The organism is Ruegeria sp. CDSC045, assembly GCF_059610725.1.
In genome coordinates, this window is sequence record NZ_JBXWOE010000002.1 from 325783 (window position 1) to 342895 (window position 17113).

Annotated in this window: 21 protein-coding genes; 14 read left to right on the top strand and 7 right to left on the bottom strand. The window is 58.5% G+C overall.

Features of this window, described 5'->3' with window-relative positions; translation table 11 throughout:
- From AC2FH6_RS06775 to AC2FH6_RS06785, 3 genes are read right to left on the bottom strand one after another with little or no spacing between them, the layout of a single operon-like run.
- A complete protein-coding gene (locus AC2FH6_RS06775) occupies nt 1-621 on the bottom strand; it encodes a LysE family translocator (protein ID WP_496701801.1) in 621 nt (206 codons plus the stop codon).
- The gene (locus AC2FH6_RS06780) at nt 621-1217 is read right to left on the bottom strand and encodes a metallophosphoesterase family protein (protein ID WP_271948518.1); all 597 of its coding nucleotides are present in this window, start codon (nt 1215-1217) and stop codon (nt 621-623) included. Before AC2FH6_RS06780 ends, AC2FH6_RS06775 begins: the two co-directional genes overlap by 1 nt.
- Nucleotides 1217-1981 carry a uracil-DNA glycosylase gene (locus AC2FH6_RS06785; RefSeq protein ID WP_496701865.1) on the bottom strand — a complete coding sequence of 255 codons (765 nt, stop codon included), beginning with the start codon at nt 1979-1981 and terminating at the stop codon, nt 1217-1219. Before AC2FH6_RS06785 ends, AC2FH6_RS06780 begins: the two co-directional genes overlap by 1 nt.
- Nucleotides 1982-2021: 40 nt before the next feature.
- Between AC2FH6_RS06785 and AC2FH6_RS06790 the strand changes: the two genes are divergently transcribed.
- The 10 genes from AC2FH6_RS06790 to AC2FH6_RS06835 all read left to right on the top strand — a co-directional run bounded on the left by AC2FH6_RS06790 (nt 2022) and on the right by AC2FH6_RS06835 (nt 9476).
- Nucleotides 2022-2681, top strand: coding sequence for a scavenger receptor class F, member 2 (locus AC2FH6_RS06790; RefSeq protein WP_496701803.1), 660 nt, complete (start codon nt 2022-2024; stop codon nt 2679-2681).
- A 74-nt stretch (nt 2682-2755) separates the two neighbouring features.
- Nucleotides 2756-3691, top strand: a complete 936-nt coding sequence (locus tag AC2FH6_RS06795) for an aspartate carbamoyltransferase catalytic subunit (RefSeq protein WP_142635354.1) — start codon at nt 2756-2758, stop codon at nt 3689-3691.
- Nucleotides 3688-4206 carry a hypothetical protein gene (locus AC2FH6_RS06800; protein ID WP_496701805.1) on the top strand — a complete coding sequence of 173 codons (519 nt, stop codon included), beginning with the start codon at nt 3688-3690 and terminating at the stop codon, nt 4204-4206. Before AC2FH6_RS06795 ends, AC2FH6_RS06800 begins: the two co-directional genes overlap by 4 nt.
- A complete protein-coding gene (locus AC2FH6_RS06805) occupies nt 4191-4577 on the top strand; it encodes a hypothetical protein (RefSeq protein WP_142635350.1) in 387 nt (128 codons plus the stop codon). The genes AC2FH6_RS06800 and AC2FH6_RS06805 overlap by 16 nt, the downstream gene beginning before the upstream one ends.
- The gene (pyrC, locus tag AC2FH6_RS06810; RefSeq protein WP_496701807.1) at nt 4574-5854 is read left to right on the top strand and encodes a dihydroorotase; all 1281 of its coding nucleotides are present in this window, start codon (nt 4574-4576) and stop codon (nt 5852-5854) included. The genes AC2FH6_RS06805 and pyrC overlap by 4 nt, the downstream gene beginning before the upstream one ends.
- Nucleotides 5854-6462, top strand: coding sequence for a glycerol-3-phosphate 1-O-acyltransferase PlsY (gene plsY, locus AC2FH6_RS06815; protein ID WP_142635346.1), 609 nt, complete (start codon nt 5854-5856; stop codon nt 6460-6462). The genes pyrC and plsY overlap by 1 nt, the downstream gene beginning before the upstream one ends.
- An 81-nt stretch (nt 6463-6543) precedes the next feature.
- Nucleotides 6544-7086 (top strand): GbsR/MarR family transcriptional regulator, encoded by a 543-nt coding sequence (locus AC2FH6_RS06820; protein ID WP_496689062.1) that lies wholly within the window; start codon nt 6544-6546, stop codon nt 7084-7086.
- 65 nt (nt 7087-7151) lie between these two features.
- On the top strand, nt 7152-7988 hold the full coding sequence (locus tag AC2FH6_RS06825; RefSeq protein WP_496701809.1) for a fatty acid desaturase: 837 nt from the start codon (nt 7152-7154) through the stop codon (nt 7986-7988).
- A gap of 216 nt (nt 7989-8204) precedes the next feature.
- Nucleotides 8205-8681: a YHS domain-containing (seleno)protein gene (locus AC2FH6_RS06830; RefSeq protein ID WP_142635340.1), complete on the top strand. Its 477-nt coding sequence runs from the start codon at nt 8205-8207 to the stop codon at nt 8679-8681.
- Between the two features lie 261 nt (nt 8682-8942).
- Nucleotides 8943-9476, top strand: a complete 534-nt coding sequence (locus AC2FH6_RS06835; RefSeq protein WP_496701811.1) for an outer membrane protein — start codon at nt 8943-8945, stop codon at nt 9474-9476.
- A 44-nt stretch (nt 9477-9520) separates the two neighbouring features.
- Here AC2FH6_RS06835 and AC2FH6_RS06840 read toward each other — a convergent pair whose 3' ends face one another.
- A complete protein-coding gene (locus AC2FH6_RS06840) occupies nt 9521-10504 on the bottom strand; it encodes a quinone oxidoreductase family protein (RefSeq protein WP_496701813.1) in 984 nt (327 codons plus the stop codon).
- Nucleotides 10505-10699: 195 nt separating this feature from the next.
- Between AC2FH6_RS06840 and AC2FH6_RS06845 the strand changes: the two genes are divergently transcribed.
- Complete coding sequence (locus AC2FH6_RS06845; RefSeq protein ID WP_496689066.1) at nt 10700-11557, top strand: DUF2189 domain-containing protein; 858 nt, start codon at nt 10700-10702, stop codon at nt 11555-11557.
- A 9-nt stretch (nt 11558-11566) separates the two neighbouring features.
- Here the strand turns inward: AC2FH6_RS06845 and AC2FH6_RS06850 are convergent, their stop codons facing one another.
- Both AC2FH6_RS06850 and AC2FH6_RS06855 read right to left on the bottom strand, forming a co-directional pair.
- Nucleotides 11567-12553: an NAD(P)H-quinone oxidoreductase gene (locus AC2FH6_RS06850; RefSeq protein ID WP_496700990.1), complete on the bottom strand. Its 987-nt coding sequence runs from the start codon at nt 12551-12553 to the stop codon at nt 11567-11569.
- A gap of 62 nt (nt 12554-12615) precedes the next feature.
- Nucleotides 12616-13308: a COQ9 family protein gene (locus AC2FH6_RS06855; protein WP_496701815.1), complete on the bottom strand. Its 693-nt coding sequence runs from the start codon at nt 13306-13308 to the stop codon at nt 12616-12618.
- 111 nt (nt 13309-13419) lie between these two features.
- Between AC2FH6_RS06855 and rpsU the strand changes: the two genes are divergently transcribed.
- Together rpsU and AC2FH6_RS06865 are read left to right on the top strand one after the other, a co-directional pair.
- On the top strand, nt 13420-13626 hold the full coding sequence (gene rpsU / locus AC2FH6_RS06860; RefSeq protein ID WP_005614280.1) for a 30S ribosomal protein S21: 207 nt from the start codon (nt 13420-13422) through the stop codon (nt 13624-13626).
- A gap of 267 nt (nt 13627-13893) precedes the next feature.
- Entirely contained in the window at nt 13894-15021 is a 1128-nt protein-coding gene (locus AC2FH6_RS06865; RefSeq protein ID WP_496693539.1) for a CAP domain-containing protein, read from the top strand.
- A gap of 57 nt (nt 15022-15078) precedes the next feature.
- On the opposite strand, the gene ppk2 is transcribed toward AC2FH6_RS06865, so the two are convergent.
- On the bottom strand, nt 15079-15996 hold the full coding sequence (gene ppk2, locus AC2FH6_RS06870) for a polyphosphate kinase 2 (protein ID WP_496689073.1): 918 nt from the start codon (nt 15994-15996) through the stop codon (nt 15079-15081).
- A 276-nt stretch (nt 15997-16272) separates the two neighbouring features.
- Between ppk2 and AC2FH6_RS06875 the strand changes: the two genes are divergently transcribed.
- Nucleotides 16273-17112 (top strand): CPBP family intramembrane glutamic endopeptidase, encoded by an 840-nt coding sequence (locus AC2FH6_RS06875; RefSeq protein ID WP_496701817.1) that lies wholly within the window; start codon nt 16273-16275, stop codon nt 17110-17112.
- Nucleotide 17113: the final 1 nt, after the last annotated feature.

Genomic DNA, 17113 nt, shown 5'->3' on the forward strand with positions numbered 1-17113 from the left:
TCAGGCCCTTTCCATAATCGCAAGCCGAATGGCGAGCGCCGTAAAAATCCCTCCGGTCACCCAGCCCATGAAACGCGACGCACGCGGGTTCGAGACCAAGACTCGGCCCGTGCCACCGGCAAACATGCCGACCATCCCGTTCACCACAAAGCCGCCCAGCGCGATGATAAGGCCAAGGGTCAGGAACTGCGGCAAGATTGGCCCCAAGGCCGGGTCCACAAATTGCGGGATGAAGGCCAGCACGAACAGGATGACCTTTGGATTGGTGAGATTGACCAGCAGCCCATCACGAAACGCAAGTTTCCCGCTATGTGCCGGTGCCTCGGTCGGCGCAGCACCGTTTTTGATCGAACGCCAGGCCAGATACAGCAGATAGGCCACCCCCAACCAACGGATCACATCAAACAGCCAGGGCAGCGTGGATACCGCCGCGCCAAACCCAAGCCCAGCCAGCAGGACATGCACCATCGACCCTGCAGAAATACCGGCGCTGGCCGCGAGCGCGGGCCGTGCGCCTTTGCGCAGGCCCTGCCCAAAGCAGAACATCATATCAGCTCCGGGTGTGAGGTTCAGAGCGAGCGCAGCCGGGATAAACGCCAGAAGGGTTAGAGTTTCGATCATCAATGCAGCTCAAACCAATTTGGTCTGGGCCCCAGATTGGCCACCTGGGTGCGCCCGATTGCCCCGCGATACCCCCAGCTGTCATGGATATGGCCATGCAGAGAAAGCTGCGGCTGCACCCGCTCGATCGCGTCGCGCACCGCGACCGAACCGACGGCGCCGCCCATCGACGTGACATCGCCATGCCCTTTGGGCGGAGAATGCGTAATCAGAATATCGGCAGCGTCGCACCGATCCAGCAACTCGGCGGCCTCGGCCTCGGTCAGATCGCAGGACCAACCGCCAAAAGGCGTCACGGGCACACCATATCCCAGACCAAACAGGCGCACCCCGTCCACAGTCATCCCGGTACCGTGCAGCACGTGGACACCTTCGGGCACAGCCGCTGTCAGCTCTTGGACGCTTTCGGCATTGCCGGGGGTTAGGACCAGAGGGGCCGAAATGCCCGCAAGCATCTCCATCGCCTGATCCAGCCCTTGCCGCATATTGCAGAAATCACCAGCACCGATCACCAGATCCGCCTCGGCGCTGGCGGCAACCAATTCGACCGCCCGGCTGCGCGCCATATGCAGGTCGGAAAAGGCCAGGATGCGCATCACTTGCCCTCCAACCGGGCCTTCAACTCCAACAGATCTGCCCAGGCCTGCCGTTTCATTGGCTGTTGCCGCAGCAAGTAAGCAGGGTGAAACATCGGGATGACCGGCAGCCCCCAAGCCTGATCCCACTGGCCGCGCAACCGAGTTATACCGCGTTTGCCCAGCACCGCCTGACAGCTGATATTGCCCATCACGACCAGAACCTCGGGCTTGGCCAATGCGACGTGGCGCTCCAGAAACGGCTTCATCATGCCGATCTCTTCGGGCTTGGGATCCCGGTTCTGCGGGGGCCGCCAGGGCAGAACATTGGTGATATAGACGTTTTCGGCACGGTTCAGCTCAATCGCGGACAACATCCTGTCCAGCAACTGCCCGGCCCGGCCAACAAAGGGCTTGCCCTCGCGATCTTCATCCCGGCCCGGAGCTTCGCCTATAATCATCACCCGCGCACCCGGCGTCCCGTCGGCAAACACCAACTGGCGCGCGCCACGTTTCAACTCGCAATGATCAAACGCATCCATCGCAGCGCGCAACTGGTCCAGCGAACCAGCTGTCTTGGCGACTGAATCGGCAATCGCCAACGCATCGACCGGCTTGGGCTTTTCCGGCGCCGTTTGTACCGCTGTGGGCTTTTTGGATTTGGGCGCTGTGTCGGGCAACGTATAGCGGTTCACCGGGATATCCCCGATCGCATCCGTCGCGCCCAGTTCAATCTGCCAGTCCAGCAGAGCCCGCGCTGTGTGAAAGTCCAAAGCCGATTCCATAACACTCAATCTAACCTCCTTTTGACCGAGGGAAAGCGAATTGCCCTTGATTGCGCGCTCGGTCGCACCGACCATTGGGGCAATCATGCTGATCCTGTTTCGATTCCTCTCAATTTGGGCGCTTCTGGCCTTGGTCAGCGGGCCTATTTCGGCGCAGCTGTTTGATCGAAACGATCAGTGCCGCGCGGGGCAGTTCGCCTGTGGCAGTCGGTGCTGTTCCGGTGGGCAAAGATGCAGTTTCGACAATCATTGCATCCCGCTGGGCGGCACCTATTGCGGCGGCGGCCGCAGCTGCGGGCCGTTCGAGCGCTGCGTGGCAGGCGGGTTGCGCTGCGCACCCAAAGGAGCCAACGCATGCACCACGCGTCTGGACTGCCCCGGCGACAGCTTTTGCAACGCGCGCGGGGAATGCCAGCGAAACACCCCCGAATTCGACCCGGATTCAGCCACCAGCGGCAGCCCCATCACCTGTGACGACGGCTTGACCTGTGCGGCCGGATCATCCTGCCTGCCAGGCGGAGGATGCGCACAGCCCGGTTGGTTCTTGTGCGAGAAAACCGGATCACAATGCCGCCCTGGATTCAAATGTTCGAACCACCAAGGATGTGTGCCGGTTAAGGCGATCGACTGCGGCTATGGCAAATGGTGCAAACCCGGCGAACAGTGCTTGCCCGAGGGTGGGTGTGAGAAACTGCCCTAACGCCTTGATCCCAAGGTTGCCTTGCGTGGCGCGGCTTTCTATAAGCGGGCCGATTGTCAGACAGGAGTCCGCCCATGCGTTTCGCCCATCGTCACCTTCTTGGCATCGAGCACCTGTCCCAATCCGATATTACTGCCATTCTTGATCTGGCCGAGACCTATGTCGAGATGAACCGGCAACCGAACAAGCACTCGGATGTGCTGGCGGGGCTGACGCAAATCAACATGTTCTTTGAAAACTCGACCCGCACGCAGGCCAGTTTCGAACTGGCAGGCAAGCGGCTGGGTGCGGATGTGATGAATATGGCAATGCAGGCCAGCTCGATCAAAAAGGGTGAGACGCTGATCGACACGGCGATGACGCTGAACGCAATGCATCCCGACCTTCTGGTGGTGCGGCACCCGCATTCCGGCGCGGTTGATCTGTTGGCGCAGAAGGTGAATTGCGCCGTACTGAACGCAGGCGACGGGCGGCATGAGCACCCGACACAGGCGCTGCTGGATGCGTTGACCATTCGCCGCGCCAAGGGTCGCCTGCACCGGTTGAACATCGCGATCTGCGGCGACGTCGCCCATTCCCGCGTGGCGCGGTCGAACTTGATCCTGCTCGGCAAGATGGAAAACCGCATTCGCCTGATCGGCCCGCCAACGCTGGTCCCCAGCCAATTTGCCGAGTTTGGAGCCGAGATCTATGACGATATGAACGAAGGCCTTCAAGACGTCGATGTCGTGATGATGCTGCGCCTTCAGAGAGAGCGGATGGATGGCGGGTTCATCCCCTCGGAACGTGAATACTATCATCGCTACGGGCTGGATGCCGCCAAACTGGCGCAGGCCAAACCCGATGCCATTGTAATGCATCCCGGCCCAATGAACCGCGGGGTCGAGATTGACGGAACGCTAGCTGATGATATCAACCGCTCGGTCATTCAGGAGCAGGTTGAGATGGGTGTCGCCGTCCGCATGGCTGCGATGGAACTGCTGGCCCGCAATCTGCGCGAGGCCGCATGAGCGATCTGGTCGTCACATCCCATGAACACGGCGTTATCCGCCTGTTCGCACTCGACATGCGCCCGGAAGAGGCCAAGTTTCTGCGCGAACCCGGAGCCGCCGATCAGATTCTAGGGGTAGCGGGGCTGGATCCCGAACAGGTTGACGTCTTTCCCGTCTCGGACCTCGAAGACCTTGGCCTCTATGGCTATCTGACCGTGGGCTGCGACGTGTCCGCAGATCAGCTGGACCACACAGCGCTGGATGCGATTGACGGCTGGGTTCTGGTGGTCCGCAGCGCCGCATTTCGCGGTCGTGCAGCCGCTTTGCGCCCCGACCGCAGGCTGCGCCTGATCGGCCTCTACACCGAAGAAGCAACAAGCTGGGCAGGTGGCCGGATTGAGACGGAAAGCGCGAAACCGTATTCGGCGCCGCAATCCGCACCGCAAAATGACAGACCGCGTCGCATGGGCTCTGCGGTTCTGGTGCTGCTGATCCTTCTGGTTATCGGAGGTGCCCTATGGCTGATCCTGTGACTTTTCCACCCGACAAAGGGGCCTATATCCGCACCAACACGTGGATGGCAGCCGCGGCTATGGCAGGGGCCATGATCATCCTTTGGCTGATCGGTAATCCCTATGTGTGGACCGGCGCGCCTGCGGGCCTTGCTGCAATCGGCATTCGTGCGTGGTATCTGGCCTCAGAAGAGCTGACGGCCGCATGGGAAATGACAGACACTACTCTGACCGGCCCTGGCCCGCGCAAAGTGGCGCTGAACCAGATCGAGGCTGTCAAAACCATGGGTAGCTTTGTTCAAATCGTTACAAAAGGCGGGGACAAGCACCTGATCAAGTATCAGGCAGATCCCGCCGCTACCAAAACCGCTATTGAAAGGGCCATGGCATGAGCAATCTGATCTTCACCAACGCCCGCCTGATCGACCCCGAAACTGGCGCGGACGCACCGGGATGGGTGCATGTGGCTGATGGCCGTATCGTGGCCAAGGGCGAAGGTGCGGCCCCGTCGATTGACGCGCAGGTCATCGACTGCGGCGGGCATTGCCTGGCACCGGGCATCGTCGATCTCGGCGTCAAGGTTTGCGAGCCGGGCGAGCGGCACAAGGAAAGCTATAAATCCGCAGGCCTGGCGGCGGCGGCAGGGGGTGTGACCACGATCGTGACGCGCCCCGATACCTTACCCGCCGTGGACACGCCGGAAACGCTGGAATTTGCGACCCGGCGCGCACAGGCGGATGCCCCGGTCAACGTGCTGCCCATGGCGGCCCTGACCAAAGGGCGCGAGGGGCGCGAGATGACCGAGATCGGATTTCTGCTGGATGCCGGTGCCGTCGCCTTTACCGACTGTGATCATGTTATTGCAGATACCAAAGTGTTCACCCGCGCGCTGACCTATGCGAAATCCTGCGGTGCGCTGGTGATCGCCCACCCTCAGGAACCGGGGCTGAGCGCTGGCGCCGCCGCCACCAGCGGCAAATTCGCCGCCTTGCGCGGATTGCCCGCCGTTTCCCCAATGGCCGAGCGAATGGGGCTGGACCGCGACATTGCGTTGCTGGAAATGACCGGTGCGGCCTATCACGCCGATCAGATTACCACCGCCCGCGCCCTGCCCGCGCTGGAACGGGCCAAGCGGAACGGGCTGGACATCACTGCTGGCACCTCGATCCACCATCTGACGCTGAATGAGCTGGACGTGGCCGACTATCGCACCTTCTTCAAGGTCAAACCTCCGCTGCGGTCGGAAGATGACCGGCAGGCTGTCATCGAAGCGTTGCGGGCAGGTCTGATCGACACGATCAGTTCCATGCACACGCCACAGGACGAAGAAAGCAAACGCCTCCCGTTTGAAGAGGCGGCCTCGGGCGCGGTGGCGCTGGAGACTTTGCTGCCTGCGGCTTTGCGCCTGTACCATTCTGATCAACTGGACTTGCCGACTCTGTTCCGCGCGATGGCTCTGAACCCAGCTAAACGACTGGGTCTGGACAGCGGTCGCTTGTCTGAGGGCGCGCCGGCCGACCTAGTTCTGTTCGACCCGGATGTGCCCTTTGTGCTGGACCGGTTCACGCTTAGATCCAAATCGCAGAATACGCCATTTGACGGCCAGAGGATGCAAGGTAAGGTCACCGCAACCTTTGTGGCAGGCCAAGAAGTATACCGGAGACCCTGATGCCCCTGATCGACAGTACGATGACCCAGCTGATCCTCTGGGCCGCGATTGGATACCTGATGGGGTCGATCCCCTTTGGCATGATCATCGCCAAGGTGATGGGACTGGGAAATCTGCGCGATATCGGGTCGGGCAATATTGGGGCGACCAATGTACTTCGCACCGGTAACAAGGCCGCCGCCGCGCTGACTCTGATCTTTGACGCCGGGAAAGGGGCCGCTGCCGTCTTGCTCGCCCGTGCCATGGCCGGGGAAGACGCCGTACAGGTCGCCGCATTGGCCGCGTTTCTGGGCCACTGTTTTCCAGTCTGGTTGGGCTTCAAAGGTGGCAAGGGTGTCGCGACCTTTCTGGGCCTCTGGCTAGCGCTTGACTGGGGCGTGGGCATTGCCTGCTGCATAACTTGGCTGGTGGCCGCTGCCATCTGGCGGATTTCGTCGCTTGGGGCCCTTGCAGCAGCGTCCCTGTCTACAACCTGGGTCATGGTTTTGAGTGACGGGTCGACGTTTATTCTGGGAATCGTCCTGACATTGCTTGTGTACTGGCGCCATGCCGCCAATATTTCGCGCATCAAAGCTGGCACCGAACCCAGGATCGGGTCCAAGACCTGATATCCGCCTGAGTTAATTGGTTCTTGATCGAATCATTTCTATCTGTAATTTCTGTCATTACAGAAATTACTGGATACAATCATGCACCTTACTGAATCCATGCGCGACTTTATCCTCCATTGGGGGGAAATGGGTACCAAGTGGGGTGTAAACCGCTCGGTCGCGCAAATCCATGCGCTATTGCACATCTCGCCCGAACCGATGACTGCGGATGAGATCTGTGAAACGCTCGGGCTGGCCCGCTCGAACGTCTCGACCGGGCTGAAGGAACTGCAAGGCTGGAAGCTGATCAAAGCCAGCCGAAACCTGGGTGACCGGCGCGATCACTTTCATTCGATCCGGGACATGTTTGACCTGACCAAAGCTGTGGTCGAAGGCCGCCGCGAACGTGAATATGCGCCCACTCTGGCCGCACTGCGTATCGTTGCCCAAGAGGCCCAGAGCGACGGCACCTCGCCCAAAGTGCGCCAGCGGATTGATGAGACGCTAGAAACCATGCAAATGTTCGACGACTGGTATGTCGATGTAAACCGTCTACCTCGCCGCGTTCAACTGGCAATCGTCAAACTTGGCGGACGCATCGCCCGGCTGCTGCCCAAGGGACAAGGGGACAAGTCGCCCTAAAAATTTTACCCTCAAATTTCTCTCAATACAGAAATCTCAGAATATGATGTAATAAGGAGCATGACATGATCCAGCCCAAACGCCCGCCCGAACGCGCCCCGAAAGGCATCCAATGGGCCGACCTGGTTCCCCTGAACCGCTGGGACAAGATCAAGGAACTGATGCTACCGCTGCCTTGGCTGCTGCTTTCTCTGACGCTCTACAGTACTGCCCTCTGGCCACTTGGTGCTATGGCCAGCTTTCTGTTCTTTCTGTGCGCCCTGCGCCTGAACCACGAAGCGATCCATGGCAATCTCGGGCTGTCGCGGCGGCAGGATTCCTTGGTGATGCATGTGCTCAGCGCGCTTATGTTGGGTTCTAATCACGCTTTCTGCCAATGCCACCTGCTGCATCACAAACACGCCATGGGTCCGGGCGATTGCGAGGGGAATTGCGGGCACATGACCCTGGCGCAGGTCTTGGTATACGGACCCCGGTTTCCCTTCGACATCAACCGTGCGGCCTGGCGGGTCGCCAAGGCCAAGGCCCGTCGCCGCATCCTGATCGACTGGGGGCTGGTGCTTGCCGTGATCGCCACTGCTGTGCTGAGCGGATCGCAAACCCTGCTACTGCACGTGGCTGCGATGAGCACAGCCCAATGCCTTGCCGCCCTGTTTGCGGTCTGGATAACCCATCAGGGCACGCATGACAGTGGCGTTGCCGCGCGCAGTCAGCGCGGGGTGCTGGCGCGGCTGGCCTATCTGATGTTCTACCACCGCGAACATCATCTGTTCCCGAAGGTTCCTGTCAGCCGGTTGCCCGTTCTTGCGGATCGGCTGGAACGTTCGGTTGCGGGATATGCCGCAAGTCGCAAGCCGGTCATCGGCTGGCTGGAACCCCGCCGGTTCCGGGTTGAACCCTAATCCTTGCTGGTACGCGCACCCAAGGATCCTGAGCGGAAACGCACAGGATCCGTTTGCCAGCACACAATCACCTTTAGTTGTTTTGAACGTGATCAATACGCTGCCCACTTCGGGGTCGTGGCGGCCAATTACCGACCGCACGGAACAAAACAATCAGGGTTGCCCAGACTCAATTACGGAATCCCCCGGCAGTCCGATTCACGAAAGGTGAAAACAATGAACAAGATCAAATCCCTTATCGGCGGCGTCGCGCTGTCTGTTGCCATCGCAAGCTCAACCCTGGCTGCAGGCGTCGAACTGAACGCAAGTTCGACCGGTCTGGCGCTGCAGGGCTATGACCCGGTCGCTTACTTCACCGCTGGCGAAGCCACCAAGGGCGATTACCGCATCACTGCGCTGCACAACGAAGCCTTGTACCGCTTTGCCTCGGAAGAAAACAAAGTCGCGTTTGAAGAAAACCCCGATGCCTACCTGCCTGCATATGGTGGCTATTGCGCATTCGGCACCGCGATGGGCTTCAAGTTTGACGGCGACCCGAACTACTGGAGAATCGTCGACAACAAGCTGTACCTGAATCTGTCCGCAGATATTCAGGAACGTTGGGAAGGCGACATCCCCGGCTTTAACGAGCGCGCCGACACCAACTGGAAAGATATCGCCGACAAGAGCCCTTCGGAATTGCAGGCGCAATAATCCGCCCAAGAAAAACACCGGATCGGCGGCAGTTCACCCTGCCGCCGATTACCATTTGAAACCGCCATTTTTCACCCTAGTTGTTCAAGCAGGAACGAGCCCAAAAAACGTGGGCCAGTGCCCCGAAGCGGCGGCACAGAGATCAGGTACGGAAACAGCCAAAAAACAGCGATCCGGTCGTCAGACCGGGCCCTGGCAATACCACGTACAAATGAGCAGCACAGGTTTGCTGAAGACCAATTCGAAAGAAAGGTTAACAGAATGACAGGTAGATTTATTATTGCGGCCTTTATCGCCTCTATTGCGGCCGGAGGCGCCTCGGCGCAATCCTCGGGTAACTGGACGGGCTTTTACGGCGGCCTTCAGGTCGGCTATGCCGATATCGACACCAATGTTTCGGGCGTCGACGGTGATGGCGCGATTGGCGGTATCGTGTTGGGATATGATTATGATCTGGGGGATTGGGTTGTCGGTGGCGGCTTTGACTATGACTGGACCAGCATTGAACTGACCCCCGGCGTCGAGGTCGAAGATGTTTGGCGTCTGAAAGCACGCGCCGGATACAAAGTGACTCCGGTGGGGCTGCTATATGGTATCGGGGGCTATGCCGAGGCGAGTACGGACAATCTTGGCAGTGACGATGGTTGGTTCATCGGCGCTGGGTATGAACAGATTGTCGCCCCCAATGTCAGCGTTGGAGGCGAAATCCTGTATCACGAATTCAACGATTTCGATTCGACCGGAATTGATGTGGACGCGACCACAATCCAGGCCCGCGCCACCTACCGGTTCTAAGAAAACAGTGACGGAACCCGGCACAAACGCCGGGTTCCTTTCATTTACAGCTCAAGAACAGTGCTGCCTGTGGTTTGGCGCGCCTCAAGTGCGCGATGGGCCTCGGCCACCTGATCCAGCGGGAACCTCTGATCAATGTGGATTTTGACCTCGCCGCCTTCGACCTTGTTGAACAGGCGCCGCGCCATGGCCTGACAGACCGCGTGGTCCGAAATATGTGTGAAGAGCGTTGGCCGCGTTATCTTGAGCGATCCTTTCTTGGCCAGAATGCCAATGTCGATCAGAGGCACCGGGCCAGAGGCATTGCCGAACGAGATCATAATGCCAAGCGGTTTCAGGCTGTCGAGCGATCCGTCAAACGTGTCCGACCCGATGGAATCCATCACCGCGTCTACGCCTTTGCCCTTGGTGATCTGCGCGACGCGCTCGGCAAAGTTCTCGGTCCGGTAATTGATGCAATGCGCGGCACCATTGAACTGCGCCAAACTGCATTTTTCATCGGTTCCGGCAGTACCGATCAACGTGATCCCCTCGGATTTGGCCCATTGGCAGGCAATCAAGCCAACACCCCCGGCAGCTGCATGAAACAGCACGGTATCCCCGCGTTTCAGCGGTGTGGTGCGATGAAACAGATATTCGACTGTCATCCCCTTGAGCATCATCGCGGCCGCCGCATCAAAAGAAATTCCATCCGGAAGCGGGCACACCTGTGCGGCGGGCATGACCCGTGCCTCGCAATAGGCTCCGGGCGGAGAGGCAGCATAGGCCGCGCGCTGCCCGGGTTCCAGATGCGTTACACCTTCCCCAACGGCTTCGATCACGCCAGCGGCCTCCATGCCCAAAGCCTGAGGCAGATCCAGCGGATACAGCCCAGTGCGCTGATATACATCAATGAAATTCAGCCCGCAGGCATGATGACGAATACGAACCTCACCGGGGCCGGGTTCACCAAGTGGGCGATCTTCGATTTTCAGAACCTCGGGGCCGCCGTGTTCATGGATGACGACGGTTCGTGCCGTTTTCTGCATGTTGTCCTCCTCTAGCCTCAGGCCAAGCTAACATGCCTGTGACGCAGGGCAATCGACACGATTACGCGAGGCGCAACCCAAACGCGAAAATTTGTGCTATACTATGCCCAAGGCGTTGCTGGCTGGTCCGGCCAAAAGCAACAAGTCGCCGGATTGACCCCGCTGCGCAACATCGCAATGCAGGAGGGGACGGCAATGGACAAAACGATTGGCAATCCGATCACCTGGGCGGCACGGAACATAGGTGCAACCGGGGATCACCTAGCTGAAAATATCAGCCATATCGGCAGCGCGGATACACGACACCTGCCAGTGGTTCGTACGCTGACGATGGATGATCTTTGGGCCTGCCTGAGGGCAGGATACAGCGATTTTCTGGATACAAGGGCCGATGCGATTTTCGTGGTGCTCATCTATCCGATCGCAGGTTTTCTGATGTTCGGAATTGGGCTGAACACAAACATGGTTCCACTGCTGGCACCGCTGGTTGGTGGTTTTGCGCTTGTGGGTCCGGTAGCCGCCCTTGGCCTGTACGAAATCAGCCGCAAACGAGAACAAGGTGGCGAGGCTGGATGGCTGGATGCGTTTGGCGTGTTCCGGTCCCCTTCCCTGGGTGCAATTCTGGCTTTGGCGTTTTACATGGTCATGCTGTTTCTGGTCTGGCTGATGGTCGCGCAGAGCATCTATGTTCAGACACTCGGCCCTGACCTGCCCGCGTCGCTGGGTGCCTTTCTAACCCAAGTGTTCACCACCGCCGCTGGATGGACCATGATCTTGTTCGGGAACGCTGTTGGGTTTCTGTTTGCCCTCGTCGCCCTGGCAATCAGCGTCGTCAGCTTTCCGCTGCTGCTGGACCGCAAAGTGGGCGTTCCGGTCGCCGTGGTGACATCCGTACGGGTGTTGCGTCACAATCCGGGCGTCATCCTGAGCTGGGGATTCATCGTTGCTGCGCTGCTGGTCATCGGAGCGATCCCGATGTTGCTGGGCCTGATCGTCGTGATGCCGGTACTGGGCCACGCCACCTGGCATCTCTATCGGCGTGCCGTGGCCTGAAACACAGCTTTATCCCGCAACTTTCAGAACAATCTTGCCAATATGGCCAGAGCTTTCCATCCGGGCATGGGCCGCCGCCGCATCAGCCAGATCAAACTCACTATCCATAACAGGGGCAACTTTTCCCGCCTCGAGCAAGGGCCAGACCGCTTCGTGCAGATCCGAAGCGATTTTTGCCTTGGCCAGATCGCTTTGCGGGCGCAGGGTACTGCCAGTCAAGGTCAGCCGTTTGACCATCATAAGCGCAAAATTCAGCTCGACCACGGGCCCCTGAAGGAAGGCTATCTGCACCAGCCGCCCATCCTCGGCCAGCGCCTTGACGTTGCGTGGGATATAGTCGCCGCCCACCATGTCCAGTATCAGATTCGCCCCGCCCTCGGCCCGCATCGCGGCTACGAAATCCGCGTCACGGTAGTTGATCGCCTGTTCGGCACCCAGCTTTTCACAGGCCTCACATTTTTCAGCCGAGCCTGCAGTAGCAAAAACCCGCGCTCCAAAGGCGTTCGCCAGCTGAATCGCCGTTGTGCCGATACCACTGGAACCACCATGCACCAGAAACCGCTCACCGGCCTTCAGGCTGCCGCGCATAAAGACGTTGGACCAGACGGTAAAGAAGGTCTCTGGCAGGCAGGCGGCTTCTTTCAGGCCCATCCCCGCTGGCACCGGCAAACAATGTGCCGCAGGTGTGGCCACATATTCGGCATAGCCGCCGCCCGGCAGCAAAGCACAGACCTGATCGCCAACAGATAGGTCTTCGACCCCCGCCCCGACGGCCACGACCTCACCCGCGGCCTCAAGACCCGGCAGATCACTGGCACCCGGAGGTGGATTATAGGCACCGGCGCGCTGCAGAGCATCCGGGCGGTTCACCCCCGCATAGGCGACTTTGAGGATCACTTGACCGGCCAATGCATGGGGCATCGGGCGTTCTGTCAGTTGCAGAACATCCGGACCGCCGGGTTCGGTGATTTCAATGGCGCGCATCATCTGAGTCATGGGTAGATCTCCTTTGGCCAATGCCTAGCAGGCTGAAACGTCAAGGCCCAGTAGCAAGAGGACTACTTGCGCGGTGTCAGGAATCCGGGAAGCGTGCCGTGGGTTTTAGTCGGAGCCTTCACCTGCCCGGCCAGCCAATTCGGAACAGCAAGAAACGGTCTGAACAGAGGATTGTCCCTCACCTGCCCCTTAAGCTTTTCGAACTGCATGACATTGTCGATACGACGGTCCAGAAACTCCCACGTTTTCTGATTCCCGGGCGAATCGTCCCCCAACCAGAACAACAGGGTCGAGGAATAGACCCCCGACAATGTCGCCCGCTTGGTGTACCAGTTCACGTCGTCCGACGTATCTCCCAACGTGTCCCAGATCAGATCACAGGTTTGCCATACTGCCCTTGCGCCATCAGCCGCGTGGCTTGGCAGCGAAAACATGGTCATACCCCGGCGCACGAGTTCCTTATCCGGCACGGCCTGCAGCCGGAACCGGATGGCAGCGGCGATCCGGTCACGGAATTTGATATCGCCCAAATCCTCAGTTTTAAGGCGATCTGCCATCACTGCGTCCCCGCGCGCATGAAATGCCAACGCCAGGTCAACGGCACCACGCGGACAAATCGCCCGCACCAGAACGTCATCCATTCCACATTCTTCAATCGCCGCGCGAAAGCTGGTTTCCGACCAGCCATCGAAGGGAACATGTGTCAGCATCGCATCCAAAAGCTGCTGCTTGGCGTCTTCATAGGTGGTGGTCATGGCGGTTCTCCGGTTATCAGGACCAGTACTAGACAAGATAGAGGTGCTTTGCTATACGGCCAATTCCTGCAATTTCCTTGCAACTCTATCTAGAAAGGTGGTGACAACCACATGCAGGTTAGTGTTCGCGACAATAACGTCGATCAGGCGCTTCGTGCCCTGAAGAAAAAGCTGCAGCGCGAAGGCGTGTTCCGCGAGATGAAGCTTAAGCAACATTTCGAGAAACCGTCCGAGAAAAAAGCGCGCGAGAAAGCTGAAGCGATCCGCCGTGCCCGTAAACTGGCACGTAAGAAAGCACAGCGCGAAGGTTTGCTCTAAGCACCTTCCTCGTCCAGTTTTGGATGACACTATTTGACGACCCCCGAGGCATCGCCCGGGGGTTTGTCGTTTTCAGGGTGACGTTGCGCGCTTTTTCGCGACTGGCTGACGCAACCCAGCGTCAATGCGCGATAAATCGCGAACTCAGATTCAACTTCCGGTGGCGATCTGCCCACCAACCGCGAGCGGCACGATTGTGTCTTCTCGTCGCCAAGTTCTCGCCACTAATGTCCCGCCAAAATAACGCAATCTATTGGAGGCAGAATCATGTCAACGGCCAGCGATCTAGAACGGCAGATGCTCGCATTGATCAATGCAGAGCGGGCGAAGGCGGGCTTACAACCGGTCAAGCTTGAGCTTCGGCTGAACGCAGCGGCGGAAGATCACAGCGAGTGGATGCTGAACGTCGATAAGTTCAGCCATACCGGCGCCGGAGGTTCGCGACCATCGGACAGAATGGAAGATGCGGGCTTCGAATTCTCCGGAAGCTGGCGTGCAACTGAAAACATCGCATGGCAGAGTGTCCGCGGTGCGCCGGGGCTGTCGGATGACGTTCAGGATCTGCACAACAGCCTGATGAACAGTTCCGGCCATCGCGCGAATATTCTGGACGCCAACGTGACCGTTATCGGAATTGGGATTGAGGTCGGAAACTATGACGGCTGGAACGCCATCATGGTGACCCAGAACTTTGCACGGACTTCTGCGCCTTTGCAGCTTGATACCAGCAGTTCGGGTGGTTCCGGTGGTTCCACACCTCCACCGCCCTCGGGGCAGTTGGACGTCAGGGCTGGCAAGATCGGCACTGCTGCGGATGACTGGTTCGTTTTGAAATCCGGACAGTCTGGCCTTTTGGATGGGCGCGGCGGTGATGATACCCTGGTTGGTGGCGGCGGCCGAGATAAGCTGCTTGGCCGCTCCGGCGACGACACCCTGAACGGCGAAGGCGGAAATGACACTCTGGTTGGCGGAGCTGATAATGACGACCTGAATGGGGGTGATGGCAAAGACCTTCTGAAAGGCGGCTATGGCATTGACCAGCTGGACGGCGGCGCCGGAAACGATGTGCTTAAAGGCGGGCAGGACAACGACATTCTTATCGGTGGCGCTGGCAACGATAAATTGCTTGGTGGCAATGGCGCAGATGTCATGACCGGTGGCACCGGAGTGGATCAATTCTACTTCACCAAGGGCGCGGATACTGTGACGGACTTCACCGACGAGGATATCGTCAACCTCCGGCAGGCCAAGTCTATCGTTGGGTATAACGATCTGATGAAGAACCACATTTCGCAATCCGGAAATGACGTCATCATCGATGCCGGTAACGGCCACACCCTAACACTAGAAGATACCTTGTTATCGGACCTGGCCAGAGACGACTTTGTGTTCTGAAGGCCGGACAAGCGAAAACTAAAGCCACGCCCCCGAATCCGGGGGCGTTTTTCGTGATCAGTAAATCTTGGGCACGTACAGCTCGTCCGGCAAAACACGCCGTTCGTATTCCGGATTATATTTGCGATCCGGGAGGTCGACTTTTTCCTGCGGTACATCCGTATAGGGGATCTTGGTCAGAAGATGCTCAATACAGTTCAGGCGCTCACGCTTTTTGTCGTTGCCTTCGACGATGTACCAGGGCGCCTCTCGGATGTTGGTACGGAACAGCATGTCCTCTTTGGCTTTGGTATAGGCCTCCCAGCGGATACGGGATTCCAGATCCATGGGGGACAGTTTCCACTGTTTCATAGGATCGTGAATCCGCATAAGGAATCGCAGCTGCTGTTCCTCATCCGTGATCGAGAACCAGTATTTCAGCAAGATGATCCCGGATCGAACCAACATCCGTTCGAATTCGGGAACGTCCTGAAAGAACTGATCAACCTGATCTTTGCTGGCAAACCCCATCACCCTTTCGACCCCGGCACGGTTATACCAGGACCGATCGAACAGAACGATCTCACCGGCGGCGGGCAGATGCGGGACGTAACGCTGGAAATACCACTGGCTCTGCTCACGACGACTGGGCGCCGGCAGAGCAACCACCCGGGCAACACGCGGATTCAGACGCTGCGTAATCCGCTTAATCACCCCCCCTTTGCCAGCACTGTCCCGGCCTTCAAACAGGATACAGACCTTGGCACCGGTATGTTGCACCCAGTCCTGCACCTTGATCAGTTCAGCCTGAAGTCGCAGCAAGTTACGGAAATAGACCTTGCGATCCAGCATGTCGGGATGCTGATCCTTGTAGATCTTCCGCACTTCCACCGACAGCATGGGCTCGCTGAATTCGATCTCAAAATCTTCGTCCAGCGCGTCTTCCAACTCGGCTTCGAGCCAGTCTTTTGGTGCATGGTTAAACTCGTCGGTCAAGGTCTGCTCCTTATCAATTCTCGGGTCAGGACCCTATCAGGCGCGTGTAACCGCCTGATGTCATCACAGAGGTAGATGAAAGCCTTTTTCTAAGCTTATCTGCCGGGGTCAGCAAGATCACTGCCCCAGGAAATCGGAAACTTGGCATTTCCCCTCGGCTGGATCATTCAATCGCCAGAACCACCCCTACTTCAGTTTGTATGAAGCCTGTTAACACGACTTGCCAGCCCGAGTGTTCTGAGGGCATCAAAGCACAGGTCATTTCAGAGAGGGGCCGTGGCGCATTTCATATCTGTTCTGCCGGTTGTTTGGCCCTGGTTTATCCTGATCGCCGCGCAGATATGCGCTGTTTCGGGGAAATGGTCTTTGGGGTTCGTTCTGCTGACCTGTTTTGGCCTGATTGCCCTGACCTTGGGTCTGGTCACGCCCTTTGCCGCAGCTATTTCGTCAGCAGGTCTTGCCGGGGCGTTGATGCTACGCGGTTTGAACGGTGCGTTTTCCTTTGTTGGACATATCGCCTTGATCCTGTGGTGCTTGGCCATGGGCGCACATCTGGTTCCGGGCTTTCATAACCTTCTGGTACTGGACCGGGTTCATTCCGGTCCGGGCAGCACCGATTTCACGATGTACCTGAACCTGGACAAGCCTCTGATCCTGTTCGCCGTCCTTCTGGCCTGGCCACGCATGAATGATGGGGTAGCGTATATACGCAAATCGCCGCTGGCGGTCGGGCTGGTCGCATTGCCGGCCCTGTTTCTACTGGGCCTCTCAGTTGGTGCCATCCGGCCAGAGTTCACCCTTCCCCATTGGTGGATGATCTTTGCACTTTCCAACCTGTTTCTGACCTGCCTCACGGAAGAGGCCTTTTTCCGTGGCTATCTGCAATCAGCACTTTCCAAACGCCTGGGGGCTGCTGCGGGGATTGCTGCGGCCAGCCTGCTTTTCGGGCTTGCACATTTTGCAGGTGGACCTGCATTGGTTTTCTTTGCAGCCCTTCTTGGCGCGGCATGTGGCCTGGGATATTACGCGACAGGACGTCTTTGGGTTCCGGTTCTGATGCATTTCGCCTTTAACGCGGCGCATCTGGTGATTTTCACCTATCCCGGCCCAGCCTAGG

What these genes read in the sequence shown, in the direction of transcription:
- AC2FH6_RS06775 (WP_496701801.1), bottom strand. Translation starts at nt 621, where the DNA reads ATGATCGAAACTCTAACCCTTCTGGCGTTTATCCCGGCTGCGCTCGCT.
- AC2FH6_RS06780 (WP_271948518.1), bottom strand. Translation starts at nt 1,217, where the DNA reads ATGCGCATCCTGGCCTTTTCCGACCTGCATATGGCGCGCAGCCGGGCG.
- AC2FH6_RS06785 (WP_496701865.1), bottom strand. Translation starts at nt 1,981, where the DNA reads ATGGAATCGGCTTTGGACTTTCACACAGCGCGGGCTCTGCTGGACTGG.
- AC2FH6_RS06795 (WP_142635354.1), top strand. Translation starts at nt 2,756, where the DNA reads ATGCGTTTCGCCCATCGTCACCTTCTTGGCATCGAGCACCTGTCCCAA.
- AC2FH6_RS06800 (WP_496701805.1), top strand. Translation starts at nt 3,688, where the DNA reads ATGAGCGATCTGGTCGTCACATCCCATGAACACGGCGTTATCCGCCTG.
- AC2FH6_RS06805 (WP_142635350.1), top strand. Translation starts at nt 4,191, where the DNA reads ATGGCTGATCCTGTGACTTTTCCACCCGACAAAGGGGCCTATATCCGC.
- pyrC (WP_496701807.1), top strand. Translation starts at nt 4,574, where the DNA reads ATGAGCAATCTGATCTTCACCAACGCCCGCCTGATCGACCCCGAAACT.
- plsY (WP_142635346.1), top strand. Translation starts at nt 5,854, where the DNA reads ATGCCCCTGATCGACAGTACGATGACCCAGCTGATCCTCTGGGCCGCG.
- AC2FH6_RS06820 (WP_496689062.1), top strand. Translation starts at nt 6,544, where the DNA reads ATGCACCTTACTGAATCCATGCGCGACTTTATCCTCCATTGGGGGGAA.
- AC2FH6_RS06825 (WP_496701809.1), top strand. Translation starts at nt 7,152, where the DNA reads ATGATCCAGCCCAAACGCCCGCCCGAACGCGCCCCGAAAGGCATCCAA.
- AC2FH6_RS06830 (WP_142635340.1), top strand. Translation starts at nt 8,205, where the DNA reads ATGAACAAGATCAAATCCCTTATCGGCGGCGTCGCGCTGTCTGTTGCC.
- AC2FH6_RS06835 (WP_496701811.1), top strand. Translation starts at nt 8,943, where the DNA reads ATGACAGGTAGATTTATTATTGCGGCCTTTATCGCCTCTATTGCGGCC.
- AC2FH6_RS06840 (WP_496701813.1), bottom strand. Translation starts at nt 10,504, where the DNA reads ATGCAGAAAACGGCACGAACCGTCGTCATCCATGAACACGGCGGCCCC.
- AC2FH6_RS06845 (WP_496689066.1), top strand. Translation starts at nt 10,700, where the DNA reads ATGGACAAAACGATTGGCAATCCGATCACCTGGGCGGCACGGAACATA.
- AC2FH6_RS06850 (WP_496700990.1), bottom strand. Translation starts at nt 12,553, where the DNA reads ATGACTCAGATGATGCGCGCCATTGAAATCACCGAACCCGGCGGTCCG.
- AC2FH6_RS06855 (WP_496701815.1), bottom strand. Translation starts at nt 13,308, where the DNA reads ATGACCACCACCTATGAAGACGCCAAGCAGCAGCTTTTGGATGCGATG.
- rpsU (WP_005614280.1), top strand. Translation starts at nt 13,420, where the DNA reads ATGCAGGTTAGTGTTCGCGACAATAACGTCGATCAGGCGCTTCGTGCC.
- AC2FH6_RS06865 (WP_496693539.1), top strand. Translation starts at nt 13,894, where the DNA reads ATGTCAACGGCCAGCGATCTAGAACGGCAGATGCTCGCATTGATCAAT.